Genomic DNA, 15,690 nt, shown 5'->3' with positions numbered 1-15,690 from the left:
AGGTACAGATTTTGGGTAAGCCGATCTCCCACATCGTCAACCGCGCCGTGATCGCCGAAGTCGTGCCCACCGGCGAGGGTGACCTGCACGTCAGGCTGGCCGACGGATCGGAAGGCAGAGGGTCACGCCGCAATCCCGACCACCTGGGTCTGTACCGCCAAATTATCACACGGCGCTCGTCCCGAAGTCCGGTTCGATCCTGGCCCTCCCACCGGCGTCATCCCCGCGCGGGCGCATAGGCGCTAGCTAGAGGACACCTACTGCCCTAGTGCCGCGCCCATCGACGAACCTGCACCCGCCAGCGCCTCAAACTCGGTGTCATCCCTGCGAAAGCAGGGACCCATTCATCCCCTTGCGCGGGCTGTGAGTTGGGTCCCTGCTTTCGCAGGGATGACAGCCGGTGGGTGGCGCATGATCCCGAGCTAAGGCCTATCCGCGCAGGCGGGGACCCAACACGACGACTCGGCCTCCACCCGCGCTGCGGTATCCACCCAGGCTCCCGCCGGCGCGATGCGCTCGACAAGTGAAACGCCTCAGCCGCCGCCGCTCGCCCCGCCGAGCCGCCGCTCGTCCCCCGACACTTCGCCGGGCGCCGGTTCCGAACTACTGCGCTTACCCGCCCCCGCGGATCGCGCGGTGGGCAATCGCGCAAAGTTCGGAAGGCAATATCTGGTGGCAGAGGCAAAGCGACAGGAGGCAGCGCCAGAGGAGCGGCCGCAGCAGACCCCGGCCAGTTCCACTCAGTTCCTGCGCCAGGTGCTGCGCGACGCCCGCAAGCAGCGCGGCCTGAGCCAGATGGAGCTGGCGCTGCGGCTCGGTTTCTCGCCGCGCCACATCAGCTTCGTCGAGGTTGGTCGGTCCCGGCCCAGCCGCAGCCTCATTGAGCGCTGGCTCGCCGAGGTCGGCGCGCAACCGTCAGTCCGCCGCGCCGCCCTGCTGCATGCCGGCTTTGCGCCGACAGCGGACCGCGCCGAGGCCGACCCAATGGCGCCGGCCATCGACCACCCGACCGAACTGATGGATCGGCTGCTCACCGTGCACGACCCGTTTCCGGCCTTCGCCTTCGATGCCGATTGGCGCATCCGCCGGGCCAACCGGGCCGCCCGCTGGTTGATGGGGCAGGTGATGCCGGACTATTTGCGCACCGTTCCAAACGACGGCGGCCTCGACATGGTCATGTGCTGCGCCCATGCCTCGGGCCTCCTCTCCAACATGCACAACGCCGCCACCTTCGGCTATGCCCACCTGGCGCAGCTCGAACTCGAAGCCGTGGCCAATCCGCTCCTTCGGCCAGGCGTTGAAGCGCTGGCGCTCTCGCTTGCCGCAAGGTTCGGCGAGCGCCCCATCGAGCCCGCCCCGTCCGCCCAGGTCCACTTCAGCTTCTCCACCCCCCACGGCCAACTGGATTTCCTCCGCTTCCAGTGCCTCATCGACCTGCCGCAGGATGTCACCCTCCGCTCCATGCGCGTGGAACTGTCGCTGCCGCTGAATGATTTGACGCGCGAGGTGATGCGCAGGGCGGTTTGAGGGGATGCGAGTGGAGCGGCCGGTCGCCGCGGAAGGCTGTCCGAGTTGGTGAGGTGGACATCACCGCGGAGGCAGCAAGCGGTGGCCGGTCCCCGGTCCCGGTTACGGGAGAGTGTGCCCCGCGGCACGGAACAGTCGGTACCATTCCTCGCGCGTGAGGGTGATGTCCGAGCCGGCGGCGCTCTCGCGGACGCGCCCGGGCTTGGTGGTGCCGAGGACGACCTGCAGGTTGGCCGGGTGCCGGGTGATCCAGGCGATGGCGATGCCCATGGGGGTGATGCCGTATTTTTTCGCCAGTTCGTCCATCACGTCGTTGAGCTCGGCGTAGTCCTTGCGATCGCCGATGAACACGCCCTCGAAGAATCCCTTCTGCACCGGCGACCAGGCCTGCAGCGTCATACCCTTCAGGCGCGAATAGTCGAGCAGCCCGATATCGCGCGAGACCGATTGCTCGAGCCCACCCATATTGGCGGCGATGCCCTGGGCGAAGAGGTTGGCATGGGCGATCGAGAGCTGCACCTGGTTGAACAGCAGCGGTTGCTTGATTGCCGATTTCAGCAACTCGATCTGGCCGGGCGTGTGGTTGGAGACGCCGAAATGGCGGACCTTGCCGCTGGCGTGAAGCGTGTCGAAGGCTTTTGCGACATCGTCGGGCTCGACCAGCGTATCCGGCCGGTGCAGCAGCAGCACGTCGAGATATTCGGTACGCAGCGCCTTCAGCGAGCCATCGACCGAGTTAAGGATGTGCTCGGAGGAAAAGTCGAAATAGCCGCGACGGATGCCGACCTTGCTCTGGATCTGGATCTTCGCCCGGTCAGACGCCGAGAGTTTCAGCGCATCACCGAACCGCGCCTCGCAGACATGCGGCGCGCCGCCATAGATATCGGCGTGGTCCATCATGGTGACGCCGACCTCGAGGGCCGCGTCGTAGAGCGCGCGAACCTCGGCGTCGCTCATCTTGGCGATACGCATCAGGCCCAGCACAACGCTCGACACGGTGACGTCGGTATGGGGGACGATGAAGGTTTTCATGTCGGGAGCCTGTGCTGGCGGATGGGTCGGGAGAGGGTGTGTATCACAAGCCGCGGTTAGCGTCGGCAATACGACGCTCGTCGTGGGTCGGGCCGGAACGGGACGTGGCGATGCGTCCAGCGCCAGGGACCCCGAAGGATATCAAAGCGAAGGACCGAGAGACGTCTACCCCTCGGGGGGGCCGTAGGGGGCGTTGTGGGTCTGAGCTGCGGATTGGCCGGCAAGGCCCGCTGCGTAACCCCCGTGGCGGGACCCAGGACCGGCGGATCGCGAGTTTGCGGCGGATGGTAAGTGTTACTAGACCGGCCGCGCTTGGGCGTCTGATTGCATTTCAGTGTCGGGTGATGCTGTGGATCCGCGTCGCAATAGGTCAAATAGTGCCTGTTTAAGTTCCTGAATAAGCAACTCAGAATTGTTGTATCGAACTATGACGTCGCCCATAGTGCGCTGAATTCGCTTCCTCGCGGTATTTAGTTCACGAGTTACCGGCGGCCATATCGTTGCTATTGCTTCTGTCTCGGAAAGCTTGACATGATAGTCGCGAATTGATTGCTGAACATCGTCCATCACCTGCACAAGCTGCAAGACCGCTAGCCTGTCGTTCTCGCTAACGGTAGGTTGCATCTCCACGAACTTAATGACCGCATCCACTCCAGCTTCGAAATTCTCTAGCGTCCTGTCGGATTTAGCTTTGAAATCTCTTTCAAAAGACAGCAACTCAGATGCAATAGCGGCAATCTTCGCGCGAGCTCGCTTGTAGTCGGAAGGATTTGACGCCCTTGTTAATACGCCAAGGTTGTTGCCCATGGACTGTAGGCGGCCGCCGGAAGTCTCCATCAGTTCATTGGTTTCCCGCATCGTTTCCGCAGCTTCGTTGAAGCGGTCCATGAACTCGATGATATAATCTAGTACTCCACGGTCATCATTCTCGTCGTCTATTGGTCCCAACTCGCGAGGTGAGGCGGGGGTTGGCACCTCAACTATGGGGCGCTGCCACTCCTGTACGACGCGCTGAAGATGTATTCGCACCAGTTTCTCGAAATGGTCTGAGTCTTCAAATGACCAGTGCAATGATCCAGCAGCTCCGAGCGTGCGCCTGAACGCTTGCACCTTTGCCATCTGTTCAAGGTCGATCTTGCTGGGTGCGACCGGTGCGTCCTTGAAGTAGAACATCACTCTGACAGATCGTGGATCTGAATCGTGGCGCGCCTTGGCACGGTGAAACTCCTCTTCGGTTCCCGACGAGAACCGTTGCGTGGGGCTTCCAAATCGTTGCCACATCACGCCAACAAATACGTCGTAGTCATCGCCGATCTGGTGGTTGATTACGTCTTGGGCATCCTCGCCGAGAGCGGGGTAAGCGTGCGTCTCCCATTTCACGAGCTCGAGTCGAATGCCTGCGCTGCGGCTCCATGTGTCGTTGATTTCGCTAATTGCCAATGCGATGCGGCTGCGCTCTTCTTCGGTATCTGAAGGTGACGCCACGAAGACAGAAAGAACTACGTCGTTTCTGGGCATTCTTTGCCTCTGCGTGTATTTCGATCGGCCTCGTCAAGGGCCGCCGGCGCCATCGTGTTCAGCGAGCCCGAGGAACGATCAGCCCCACAGCTTGTTTGCATCCAACTCAATCCGAGCTGCCTTAAGCTCCTGCACGAGGCTAAACTTCCAACTTTCGCCAGCGTCAAGCTCCTTATAGATAACGCCACTTAAGTCGGAGGGCATCTCCACTTGCCCCTTTCGAAGAAGGCATACCTGCCCCCGACCCAATTGACCCACGAAGAAGCCAAGTTCAAAGATAACGTTTTGCCGGGCACGCTCCCGTTGTGCATCTGAAGCGGTCGAGCCGCCAAGGTCATCTGGTGTCAAGAGAACGACAGCAAACGCAGCCTGCCCTGCGTACTCAACGAACTTCTCGATGATCGTGAGACCCCTGCTCATCCAGGCAAAGAAAAGCCCCGCCGAAGCGGGGCCGTTTTGATGATCAGGGGGCTGGGAGGAGGGGTGGTCCCAGCGCTGAAGTCACCTCGTCGCGCAGGTAGATGGGATATCGGCGCCGGTCGATAGGCATCCGCGATCAGTTCGTCTGGTAATGACTGCATGGGGCCTAACAAAGCCACCGACCACCTGATCAACCGGTGATCCTCAGGTTCGCGAAATAGCCGACAGTGCCAGCTTCGATCCAAAGGCCAACCCCGCCCTTTTGCGCCGGTCCGAGTTTGAGGTCGGTTACCATAAAAGCTGGTCGTGGAGCGCTGTTAAGAAAGAGCTCGGCCCGGGCGTCTTTCACCACGACGCGTATGTTGATCCACTGCTCTAGGTCGATGTCGGCATACGCTTCGTACTTGCCTGGCTCTTCCTGACGGAGCCGTGGGAAGGTGAAATCGGGGTAGGCAACATATTGAATGGTGCGATTGCGGCGGATCTGATCGTCGACCTGACTGTTGGTCGGTCTAAGGTAGATGCTCTCGAAGCGTTTGGCAGCGTCGATGCGAAAGGCCAATCCTATGAACCCGCGTGCGTAGGCCGGCGCGTCTGGTGCAAGGACGCTCGCCACATCCACCTCGATAGTACCATTGTGAAAATCCACTGGCTGCCAAGCCATGAAGTCTCGATCGATCAGAGCTTCCTTGGACGGGTCTTGGTAGGCCGAACTTGGCATCGTGACTTGAACAGCGGGACGGCCCTTGTAGGCCGTGTTCGAAATCGTCACTCCGTTCGGGATCAGGTCCATTCTGCTGAGTCTCGTTTGCGTTGGCCCTCCTAGCATGCCTTCGTCGCAACACCTCGACAATGCAGCGCGGAGCTCAATGCGGAAGGGGTGAGGCGACTGGCTCGTTTGACAGCGTCTCGATCCAGATCGATGAAGGTGCCACCTCTGGAGTATCGGCCGTTGAGCTAGAACTGGATGGACTCCAGCGCCTCGATCGGGTTCGCCGTATTGCATGGTGCCGTCTCGTCCTGCTCGCGCGCCTCTTCCATCGCGGGGAGGAGGGAACCGGTCATGAAAGCGGAGTATTGCGCGGTGTCAGGCTCAATAGTGCTGAAGACCTCGCCGGTAGCCATCAGTCGTGCGCTGAAGCCTTCGTTCTCCAGCAGCTTGCGGTGAATTGTGCTGGAGGTATCGTGGTCGAAGCCAAGCACAGGGGTGTTCGAGTCGAACTCGTTCTTACGCAGTTCCATCTCCCCAAGTGGGTTGCCCCCCGAGCCCATCACCAGCCCGATCGGGGCGCCCTTCTCATGGGCGATTGCAATGATGCTGTAGTATTGGCCGTTCTCCTTGATGACGGTGTGCGGCCAGTGGATCTGCAGCCTGTCCATGATGATGGCGCCGGTGCTGTCGCGGAGCAGCACACCTTTCAGTGCCGCATAGCCCCTGGTCAACTCTCCGCCCTGTTCCTCGGCGTAGAGCAGGACGTTTTCGGCTACCGCTCGCATCGGGGCGAAAAAGACGAACTCGGCCCGGTCGGCACCCGCCCGGAAGTTCGGCTCGAGGTTCTCGAAATCCCCAGTCGTGCGGATGATCTCGCAGGCGACCGTGGCTGCGTCCTCTGCCAGTGCGCCGCCCGCTGAGGCGGGCGTAAACCCTGCCATAAACATTGCGCCGAGAAGGGCCTTCCACAGACTTCTGCTCATACTCACCCCCTGCGGCGTTCAAATGGTCTCGCGCTCAAGAGGTTATCCACATGAGCAGAGCGGTCTCCATCCCCGGAACAGGGGAGTGACCAGGTCTTCGCCAAAGGGTTGCCCCGGGCTTGGTCACCCACGGCGGTGCGATGGCATCATGCCGGCGAGTTTTAGGGCGAAGGCGATGATGCGGGGCCAGTAGAGGTCGAGCACGGTCTTCATGGCGACCAGGAGCAACAGCCCGAACAGTCCGCTGCCAAGCATCAGGACCCCCCATGAGCCAAAGATGATGACCATCTGCATGACTACGATGCGCAGGTAGAGGCCAACCGTCGCCGCCGTCACGCTGTTGGCTCGATGGTCCTCCCAGAAGACCAGTGCTCTCTGCAGGAACGACCCGGCCAGCATCGGCCAGAGATTCTGTCCGATGATGAAGGTGTCGACGAAGGCCCCCAACGAACTGAGGTGGCCCGGCCATTCCTTTCCGTAGAGCGAATTCATCAGAAACAGGTGGATCGCCATGAAGAACCCGGCATGAAGGGCGACGATCACAGTCGCGGCACTGCCACCTTGCCGCCGCGCGTCAGGGCGCCAAGGGGCATTGGCGTCACTGTCGCGATGGAAACCGATCGTGACCACGGTCCAGAAGCCGAAGATCATCGTCTCGCACCAGTAGAAGATGAGCAGCGTGTAGATATCCCAGCCGACCAGCATGACACCAAGCAGGGGCAGGGCGTTGCCCAGGATGGTCAACGCCACGGCATGGGCCCTTTCCGTCGGCTGGCAGGCACTACTCCTCCCACACCAGTTCGCCGGACGACGCGTTCGCCTTGTGCAGTGCCTCGATCCGGAAGGTGACGTCCCAGCACTCTGGACTTATCCCCATCGTCGAGTCCGGCACCTCGATCTGGATGCGCCGGTTGAAGCGGATGGTGAGGTAGTCCGCCCAGAAGGCGTACCCTTGCTCATAGGCTGCGTTGGTCGCCAGCGAGTCCATGCCGTACCCGGGATGGTCCAGATCCTCGAACAGCGCCGCGGTCGTGTCGGCGAGCGTCGAAAGCTCCACTGCCCGCGCTCGCGCCATCCCGATGATCTCTGCGCTTTCGCCCTCGGGCTCGGGATAGGCTCGCTCCCAGCGCATGAGATCGTCGGCCAGACCGTTGGCCGCCCCGACCTGCTGCCCGTAGCAATAGGCAAAGCGGTTGTAGTCGGCCTGGGTAGCCCTTTCGAAGCCTGCGGCCGGCGCGGCCAGGATGAGCGTCGGAAGCACCGTCGCCAGCACGCGTGGCATCCGCATTGGTCGTCGAAGGTCTCTCGCTGCGTTGTTCATCGCCCCTCCCGGACCGGAGACGATAGTCCCTGGCGACCATAGGACCACCCCCCGAACGGGGGAGTGACCTGCCGCACCCATGTGGCGAGCCTGTCCAGCACCACCGCATCGGTACGGCCACCTGGAGCGAAGGGTTGAATTGAAGCCCCGCAACTTTGCACGACAGACCACGTGCCTCTACATTCAGCCGAAAGGGCGGAATGGGGAGATTCAGTCGGTGCCGGCAGCACTTGTCAGGCTCGCGCCTGGGGCGGGCTTCTATCTGGGCGTGGTTCTCAGCTTGATCCTGGCAACAGTCGCATTGGGACTGGCCGTCGAGCAGCGTTGGCTCGGCCTGACCCTGTCGGGCCCGTCTGCAGGCTCAGGGCTGCAGGTGGATATTGGCGAAGGGCCGTCGGCTGGCATCCCGGCTGGTGGACGTATCCTCGCCATTATCGGTCTCGACGGAGAACGGATCGAACTCGCCGCCTCCGACCTGATTGCCGAGCCTGATGGCCTCGGATCGTTCGAGCAGATGTGGTTGTTCTTCGAGCGGCAGACCGCAATCGCCGCCATGCTGCGACAGCCGCGGGTCGAAGCCGAAGTGCTCCTGCCCTCCGGTGGTGTCACGGTTCACCGCCTCAATGCCGAGGCGCAGCGGCCAATCTCGGCGCTGCCCTTCGGGTTCTGGTTGCAGATCGGTGTCGGGCTGGCCGGCTTCTGGATCGGAACGTGGGTGTGGACCCTGCGGCCCAAGGAGTGGGCGACCCGGCACCTGGCGCTCGCCGGTCTCGGGCTGATGATGTCGACTTTCCCGGCTGCGATCTACAGCACGCGAGAACTGGCCCTCGATGGCGGGCTTTTCGCAGTGCTGTCGGGGATGAATGCCGCTGGCGCCCTGATCTTCGGCGTTGGCATGATCGGCCTGTTTCTTGCCTACCCGAAAAAGCTTGTGCCCACGGGATGGTTGGCGGTGCCAGCGATCGTGCTCGGTGGATGGCTATTGGTCGACCTGACGGCGCTGGTGGAGAGCCCGGCCATGGGGCGTCACCTCGCCATAGTGTGCGCCATGGCCGCGATCGTCGTGCTGGTCCTCTCGCAAGCCTGGCTAGCTCGACGCAGCCCGGTCGATCGCGCTGCGCTCGCCTGGCTCGGACTGGCCGTGGTTGTAGGAGCCGGGTTGTTCGTCGCCACCACCATCGTGCCAGCGATGCTTGGACTGGAGGCGGTGCTGGCGCAGGAGCAGGCCTTCCTGTTCTTTCTGCTCACCTTTGCCGGCATTGCGCTTGGCGTGGCGCGCTATCGCCTTTTCGAGCTCGATGAGTGGGCCTTCGGCGTGTTCTTTTACCTGTTCGGCGTGCTGCTGCTCATCGCGCTCGACGCAGTCCTGATCTTCACCATCGTTGATGAGCGCGCCCCGGCCTTTGCCCTGTCGCTGCTCGTGGTTGTGTTGGTCTGGCTGCCGCTGCGCGACAGGATCGAACGGCGATTGCTGGGGCGGCGGAGGATCGAGACGGAGAACCTGTTCAGGCAGGTCATGGACGTCGTCCTGGCGCCACCCGACGCCAGTCCCGGGGAGCGCTGGAGAGGACTGCTGCATGGAGCCTTCAAGCCGTTGCGCGCGGTCGAAGTACCCGATGTTGCTCAACCAGCGCTGAGAGACAACGGCATGGTCATGGAGTTGCCGGGCGCGGGAAGGTTGCCCGCGATGCGGCTCGAATATGCAGATGGTGGGCGCAAGCTCTTTTCGTCGCGCGATCTCGAACTGGCGGCCGAACTCGTGGCAATGCTCCGCAATGCCGAGGAGAGTCGGATTGCCTATGAACGGGGCGTCCTGCAGGAGCGTGAGCGTATCGCCAAGGACATTCACGACAACATCGGCGTGCAGCTGATGGGGGCGCTTCATAGTCCCGATGTCGTTCGAAAGGACACCCTGGTTCGTGAAACGTTGGCGGACCTGCGCGAGATCATCAACAACGCGTCCCACCCGGATCTGTCGCTGGAGGAAGTGCTCGCAGATCTCCGCTCGCAGATTTCGGAGCATCTCCACACCGCAGGCATGCAGCTCGATTGGTCCGTCCGCCACGAGGCCAGCGCCATGCCCTCGCCGCAGGTGGTCAACGCGCTGAGGGCCTTCCTGCGCGAGGCCGTCCAGAACGTGCTCAAGCACTCTGGGGCGACGCGAGTGTCCATCACGGTAAGTCACGATCAGGCAGGGATCGGGATCGAGATCGTCGACGACGGCATCGGCTTCGATCCGGCCACCGTGCCGGCCGGCAATGGACTGGCCAACATGCGCTCGCGGGTCGAGGCGCTTGGCGGAACCTTCCATCTTGTCACTGGCGGCTCGACTACTCGCATCCGGGCAGCAATCCCCGAGGTCAGCCTGGTGAGCGTCTCATGACTGAAGTTCTGATCGTCGAGGACCTCAAGGAAACGCGCACCTGGCTGGCCGAGATCGCTCGCGCCGCGTTTCCGGATTGCCAGGTCGTCGAGGCCTCCAGTGTTCGCGAGGCGATAGTCAGACTTGATGCAACCCGGGTCGACATCGCCCTTATCGACCTCGGCTTGCCTGATGGCTCGGGGCTGGATGTGCTTCGTCGCCTGCGGCACGACCAGCCGCAGGCGACCTGCATCGTGACTACGGTCATGGCCTTTGATGCGATAGAGACCGTCGAATTGGCTCGGCGTTTCGCGTATCAGATCACTTTTGTGCCGCGAAAGGGCCCCTGGAGTTTCAGCGCCAACTTCGCCAGCAGGTCCGCGGCCAGCGAGGTGCTGGCAGCCCTGTCGTCACGAGGCGTGCCACTTGCCGCCAGTGCCGGACAGTTCCTTGGCGAAATGCAATCCTGATGGGCGACGGGCCCGCATCGACCGCGCGACAGCTCTTTCGTACAGCACTAGTCGTGCTGCCCTTGGGGCTGACGATGTATTTGGTGATGAGCCTTCTGGCCGGCCAAGCCGGTGCGCAATGGGCAATAGCTGCCGTACTCACCCTGCCGCTGGCCTTGATTGGCCTCGCGCATGTCGTCTCCAGTGCTCGTAGTGGCAGCTTCATCCATGTCCGGCCTGCAGTGGAACGATGTGCATCGCCGGTGCTGTTCTGGGCATGCGTTTGCCTCGAGGCGGCGTTGTCGACGATCCTGGCTTTGATCGGCCTCTGGGCCATAGCGCAACTGCTCTCATGAGCGGCGCGAACTGGGTCGTCCTGCTGCTGGCAGGCATTGGGCTGATGTTGACGAATGCGGCGATCGGCTCATGGACAACAGGAGATCCGCCACCGGCCAGTGTGTTTGGCCAGCGCAGCGCGGCCCGCGTCGTCGAGGCGCGTGTTGTCTCAGCAACGCAGAACGGCAGCCTGCGTCACGTTCCCCTCGTCTTGGTGCAGTGGGACGGGCAGGTCACCGAACTGCGCGGATTGACCGGATCGTTCTACGACTATCGCAACGGCACCGCGGAGACGGCAATCCGCGGCATCGTCATCGGCCAGGCGGTGGCGGTCAGGGTCGTCGAGGGTGCACTGTACGTGGACCGAACGGATTGGTTGCGGCTCGGAGGAGCGATATGGCTGAGCCTCTTTGCCCTTATTGCCTGGGGCGCCGGTGTTGTACTGTCGTTGCCAGGTAGGTTCAAACGTCTGGGCAGGCCGCGATCATAGACGAGACGCAACAGCATCTCACCGAAACATTGAGGGGAATCCAATCATGAGACTGTCCTCATCGGCCACAAGGGTAAATGCGAAGGCCCCGTAAATCCGGGGCCTTCTTGTTTGTCAGATAGCCTGAGCCACACTGTTGCTTGTGATTGAGCCACATTGTGGATGGCATATGCCTATCCTTTGTGGGCAATCACAGAAGAGGAGGAGTCGCCCAGCCTCAGCTACACCCAGTCGTCGTCCCGCAATCCTCGCAAACCATGCAGTGCCCCGACACCTTCATCCGCATCGAATTACAGTTCGAGCACTGATCCCCCGTATAGCCCTGTATCAGCGCCTGGGCCCGGAGCTGCCCCGCATTCTGCTGCGTCGGCGCGCTCGGGATCGGGTTGAGTTCCGCTTCGTTCGGCACCGCCAGCGCCTACATCCCGCAGAACTCGTGCACGACTTTGCACTGGCCGGCGCCGGCGATGGCCTCGCAGCTGGCGATGGCGGATTGTCGGGCGCGGGGTTTCGTGTGGCTTTCGCCAAAACCCCATTTCGTCGATTTCGTGCCGTAGTTCGCGAGTGCAGCGCAGCCTTGCGGATCGGCGAGGACGATCTTGCAGTTCTGCGTGTACTTGGCGCAATCCCTCAGCGCTTGGGCGCGGGCTCCGCCCTCTACGGGATACTGACGGGAGACGATGGGCTTGCCGTCGTCTCCCTGCGCAATAGCCCAGGCTGCCTGGCTGGCCGAGGTTGCCGCAATGGTCGCGGCGAAGATCAGTAAGGCGCAGGCAAGCTTGCTGCTCATGTTGGCTCTCTGGAGATTACGGAAACGCCTCAGCTACACCCAGTAGTCGTCCCGCAATCCTCACAAACCATGCAGTGCCCGCTGACCTTCATCCGCATCGAGTTGCAGTTCGAGCACTGATCCCCCGTATACCCCTGCATCAGCGCCTGGGCCCTGAGCTGGCCCGCATCCTGCTGCGTCGGCGGGCTCGGGATCGGGTTGAGTTCCGCCTCGTTCAGCACCGTCGGGCTCGGTTCGATCTTCAGCGCCGTCGCAGCCTTGAGCGCCGTGACGGTTGAGGTCTGCATCGAGGCGACCGGGTTGTAGGCCTGGGCGGCGGTGAGGCCGCCGGAGACCAGCATCAGGTTCTGGTCCTTCACCTTGCCGCGGGTCATGCCGCGGGAGACGAGGTTCTGCGCCGGGATCGGGGCAGGGCGCTGGCCTTCGCCGCTCTGCGACAGCGCCGTCGGGCTGTCGGCGTGGACATGCGCCAGGTCTTCGCGGTCGAGATAGGAGACGGCGAGCTCGCGGAAGATGTAGTCGAGGATCGAGGTGGCGTTCTTGATCCGGTCATTGCCCATCACCATGCCGGCCGGTTCGAACCGGGTGAAGGTGAAGGCCTCGACATACTCGTCGAGCGGCACGCCATACTGCAGGCCAAGCGAGATCGAGATGGCGAAGTTGTTCATCATGGCGCGGAAGGCAGCGCCTTCCTTGTGCATATCGATGAAGATCTCGCCCAGGCGGCCGTCGTCGAACTCGCCGGTGCGCAGATACACCTTGTGGCCGCCGATATTGGCCTTCTGCGTATAGCCCTTGCGCCGGTTCGGCAGCTTTTCGCGCTCGCGCGACACCCGCTCGATGATCTTTTCGACGATCTTCTCGGTGACGACAGGCACGCGCGCCATCTGGTTGGCGGCGTTCAGCAGCTCGACGGCATCGTCCTCTTCGTCGTCCTCATCGGAGACGAGCGAGGAGTTGAGCGGCTGGCTGAGCTTCGAACCATCGCGATAGAGCGCGTTGGCCTTGAGCGCCAGGCGCCAGCTGAGCTGGTAGGCCTCCTTTGCGTCGGCGACCGTCGCGTCGTTCGGCATGTTGATGGTCTTCGAGATAGCGCCCGAAATGAACGGCTGGGCTGCCGCCATCATCAGGATGTGGCTCTCGACCGAGAGGAAGCGCTTGCCGGTCTTGCCGCAGGGGTTGGCGCAATCGAACACCGGCAGGTGCTCGTCCTTGAGGAACGGCGCGCCCTCGAGCGTCATCGAACCGCAGACATGGGTGTTGGCCGCGTCGATTTCCTTCTTCGAAAAGCCGAGGAAGGCGAGGAGGTCAAAGCTCATGTCGCCGAGCTGCGCGTCGGTGACGCCCAGGCTCTTGAGGAAATCCGCGCCCAGCGTCCACTGGTTGAAGATGAACTTGATGTCGAAGGCCGATTTGGTCGCAGCGTTGAGCGCCGCGATCTTTTCGTCGGTGAAGCCCTTGGCCTTGAGCGAGGCGGGGTTGATGCCCGGCGCCTGGTTCAGGTTGCCGTGGCCGACGGCATAGGCCTCGATCTCGGCGATCTGGCTCTCGGAATAGCCGAGGGTACGCAGCGCCGGGGGCACCGCATTGTTGATGATCTTGAAGTAGCCGCCGCCGGCCAGCTTCTTGAACTTCACCAGCGCGAAGTCGGGCTCGATGCCGGTGGTGTCGCAGTCCATCACGAGGCCGATGGTGCCGGTCGGGGCAATCACCGAGACCTGCGCGTTGCGGTAACCGTGCTTTTCGCCGAGGTTCAGCGCATCGTCCCACACCGCCTTGGCGCGGGTCGAAAGCGTCTCGTCGCCGATCGAGGCATGGTCGAGCGCCACCGGGTTGATGCTGAGGCCCTCATAGCCGTCGGTCTTGCCATAGGCGGCAGTCCGGTGGTTCCGGATGACGCGCAGCATGTGCTTGGAATTGCGCGGGTAATCCTGGAACGGGCCGAGCTCGCCGGCCATCTCGGCCGAGGTCGCATAGGAAACGCCGGTCATTACCGCAGTGATGGCGCCGGCAATGGCGCGACCCTGCGCCGAGTCATAAGGGATGCCGGAGGTCATCAGCAGGCCGCCGATATTGGCGTAGCCGATGCCCAGCGTGCGGTAGATGAACGAGCGCTCGGCAATGGCCTTGGACGGGAACTGCGCCATCATCACCGAGATTTCGAGCACCACGGTCCAGAGCCGGGTGGTGTGCTCGAACGCTGCGACGTCGAACGACGAGTCGGCGTTGCGGTAGGGCAAGAGGTTTACCGAGGCGAGGTTGCACGCCGTGTCGTCGAGGAACATGTATTCCGAGCACGGGTTCGAGGCGACGATCTCGCCGGCTTCCGGGCTCGTGTGCCACTCGTTGATGGTGGTGTGGAAATGGATGCCCGGATCGGCCGAGGCCCAGGCGGCATAGCCGATCTGTTCCCACAGGTCGCGCGCCTTGACGGTCTTGGTCACCTTGCCGGCCTTGGTGCGGCTCAAGAGGTTCCAGTCGCCATCGGTCTCGACGGCCTTGAGGAAATCGTCGGTGACGCGGACCGAGTTGTTCGAGTTCTGGCCCGAAACGGTCAGGTAAGCCTCGGAATCCCAGTCGGTGTCGTAAACCGGGAAGTCGATATCGGTGTAGCCCTGCCGCGCGAACTGGATGACGCGCTGGATGTAGTTCTCGGGAACCAGCGCCTTTTTCGCCGCCTTCACCTCGCGCTTGAGGGCAGGGTTCTTGTTGACGTCAAAGCAGTCGTCGCCGGTGCCTTCGCAGTTCACCGCGGCCTTCATGATGGCCTTGAGCGCCTTCGACACCACCTTGGAGCCGGTGACGAGCGCGGCCACCTTCTGCTCCTCCTTCACCTTCCAGTTGATGTAGTCCTCGATATCGGGGTGATCGATATCGATCACCACCATCTTGGCGGCGCGGCGGGTGGTGCCGCCCGACTTGATGGCGCCCGCAGCGCGATCGCCGATCTTGAGGAAGGACATAAGGCCGGAGGACTTGCCGCCGCCCGAAAGCTTTTCGCCTTCACCACGGAGCTTCGAGAAGTTCGAGCCGGTGCCCGAGCCATATTTGAACAGGCGCGCCTCGCGCACCCACAGGTCCATGATGCCGCCCTCGTTGACGAGGTCGTCGGTCACCGACTGGATGAAGCAGGCATGCGGCTGCGGATGCTCGTAGGCCGATTTGGACGAGGTCAGCTTGCCGGTGAAGGGGTCGACATAGAAGTGCCCCTGGCCGGGGCCGTCGATGCCATAGGCCCAGTGGAGGCCGGTGTTGAACCACTGCGGGGAATTGGGGGCAACCCGCTGCGTGGCCAGCATGAAGCAGAGCTCGTCGAAGAAGGCGCGCGCATCTTCCTCGGTGGCAAAATACTTGCCCTTCCAGCCCCAGTAGGTCCAGGTGCCGGCGAGGCGCTCGAACACCTGGCGGCTGTCGGTTTCCGAACCATAGCGCTCAGCCTCGGGGAGCTTGGCGAGCGCCTTCTCGTCGGGAACCGAGCGCCACAGCCAGCTCGGCACGTCGTTCTCTTCCACCTTCTTCAGGATCTTGGCGACGCCGGCCTTGCGGAAATATTTCTGCGCAATGATGTCCGCCGCCACCTGCGACCAGGTCGAGGGGACCTGCATGCCTTCGAGCTTGAACACGATCGAGCCGTCGGGGTTCTTGATCTCGCTCGTCACCGAGCGGAATTCGATCCCCGCATAGGCGCTGTCGTTGGCTTTCGTGAACCGGCGTTCGATGCGCATTTGTCTATATATTCCCCAATAAAGC

General features: G+C 62.5%; 13 protein-coding genes and 1 pseudogene. 5 read left to right on the top strand and 9 right to left on the bottom strand.

Annotated elements, in window-relative coordinates; translation table 11 throughout:
• The first annotated feature begins 636 nt into the window (after positions 1-636).
• Positions 637-1,527: a helix-turn-helix transcriptional regulator gene (locus VGV07_RS15240; protein ID WP_326869571.1), complete on the top strand. Its 891-nt coding sequence runs from the start codon at positions 637-639 to the stop codon at positions 1,525-1,527.
• A 102-nt stretch (positions 1,528-1,629) separates the two neighbouring features.
• On the opposite strand, the gene VGV07_RS15235 is transcribed toward VGV07_RS15240, so the two are convergent.
• The 7 genes and pseudogenes from VGV07_RS15235 to VGV07_RS15205 form a co-directional block, all read right to left on the bottom strand.
• On the bottom strand, positions 1,630-2,559 hold the full coding sequence (locus VGV07_RS15235; protein ID WP_326869570.1) for an aldo/keto reductase: 930 nt from the start codon (positions 2,557-2,559) through the stop codon (positions 1,630-1,632).
• A gap of 297 nt (positions 2,560-2,856) precedes the next feature.
• The gene (locus tag VGV07_RS15230) at positions 2,857-4,077 is read right to left on the bottom strand and encodes a DUF4062 domain-containing protein (protein ID WP_326869569.1); all 1,221 of its coding nucleotides are present in this window, start codon (positions 4,075-4,077) and stop codon (positions 2,857-2,859) included.
• Positions 4,078-4,155: 78 nt separating this feature from the next.
• On the bottom strand, positions 4,156-4,497 hold the full coding sequence (locus VGV07_RS15225; RefSeq protein ID WP_326869568.1) for a nucleotide-binding protein: 342 nt from the start codon (positions 4,495-4,497) through the stop codon (positions 4,156-4,158).
• 190 nt (positions 4,498-4,687) lie between these two features.
• Positions 4,688-5,290 carry a hypothetical protein gene (locus tag VGV07_RS15220; RefSeq protein ID WP_326869567.1) on the bottom strand — a complete coding sequence of 201 codons (603 nt, stop codon included), beginning with the start codon at positions 5,288-5,290 and terminating at the stop codon, positions 4,688-4,690.
• 164 nt (positions 5,291-5,454) lie between these two features.
• Positions 5,455-6,192 carry a hypothetical protein gene (locus VGV07_RS15215; protein ID WP_326869566.1) on the bottom strand — a complete coding sequence of 246 codons (738 nt, stop codon included), beginning with the start codon at positions 6,190-6,192 and terminating at the stop codon, positions 5,455-5,457.
• A 123-nt stretch (positions 6,193-6,315) separates the two neighbouring features.
• Positions 6,316-6,945: pseudogene (locus VGV07_RS15210) on the bottom strand (DUF6498-containing protein); the annotation flags it as partial.
• Positions 6,946-6,973: 28 nt separating this feature from the next.
• The gene (locus tag VGV07_RS15205; RefSeq protein ID WP_326869565.1) at positions 6,974-7,480 is read right to left on the bottom strand and encodes a hypothetical protein; all 507 of its coding nucleotides are present in this window, start codon (positions 7,478-7,480) and stop codon (positions 6,974-6,976) included.
• A gap of 250 nt (positions 7,481-7,730) precedes the next feature.
• Here VGV07_RS15205 and VGV07_RS15200 point away from each other — a divergent pair, with 250 nt between their 5' ends.
• From VGV07_RS15200 to VGV07_RS15185, 4 genes are all read left to right on the top strand, one after another.
• Positions 7,731-9,896, top strand: a complete 2,166-nt coding sequence (locus tag VGV07_RS15200) for a sensor histidine kinase (protein WP_326869564.1) — start codon at positions 7,731-7,733, stop codon at positions 9,894-9,896.
• Positions 9,893-10,345 (top strand): response regulator, encoded by a 453-nt coding sequence (locus tag VGV07_RS15195; RefSeq protein ID WP_326869563.1) that lies wholly within the window; start codon positions 9,893-9,895, stop codon positions 10,343-10,345. Before VGV07_RS15200 ends, VGV07_RS15195 begins: the two co-directional genes overlap by 4 nt.
• A gap of 74 nt (positions 10,346-10,419) precedes the next feature.
• Positions 10,420-10,680, top strand: coding sequence for a hypothetical protein (locus tag VGV07_RS15190; RefSeq protein ID WP_326869562.1), 261 nt, complete (start codon positions 10,420-10,422; stop codon positions 10,678-10,680).
• Positions 10,677-11,150 (top strand): hypothetical protein, encoded by a 474-nt coding sequence (locus tag VGV07_RS15185; protein ID WP_326869561.1) that lies wholly within the window; start codon positions 10,677-10,679, stop codon positions 11,148-11,150. Before VGV07_RS15190 ends, VGV07_RS15185 begins: the two co-directional genes overlap by 4 nt.
• A 418-nt stretch (positions 11,151-11,568) precedes the next feature.
• Here VGV07_RS15185 and VGV07_RS15180 read toward each other — a convergent pair whose 3' ends face one another.
• Both VGV07_RS15180 and VGV07_RS15175 read right to left on the bottom strand, forming a co-directional pair.
• Positions 11,569-11,940, bottom strand: a complete 372-nt coding sequence (locus VGV07_RS15180; protein WP_326869560.1) for a DUF4189 domain-containing protein — start codon at positions 11,938-11,940, stop codon at positions 11,569-11,571.
• Between the two features lie 29 nt (positions 11,941-11,969).
• Positions 11,970-15,665, bottom strand: a complete 3,696-nt coding sequence (locus VGV07_RS15175; protein WP_326869559.1) for a vitamin B12-dependent ribonucleotide reductase — start codon at positions 15,663-15,665, stop codon at positions 11,970-11,972.
• Positions 15,666-15,690 lie beyond the last annotated feature (25 nt).

Source organism: Devosia sp., from assembly GCF_035944845.1.
In the GTDB taxonomy this organism is placed as follows: Bacteria; Pseudomonadota; Alphaproteobacteria; order Rhizobiales; family Devosiaceae; genus Devosia_A.
Note: the sequence above shows the minus strand (reverse complement) of the source record. Positions and strands in the feature narration are given on the sequence as shown.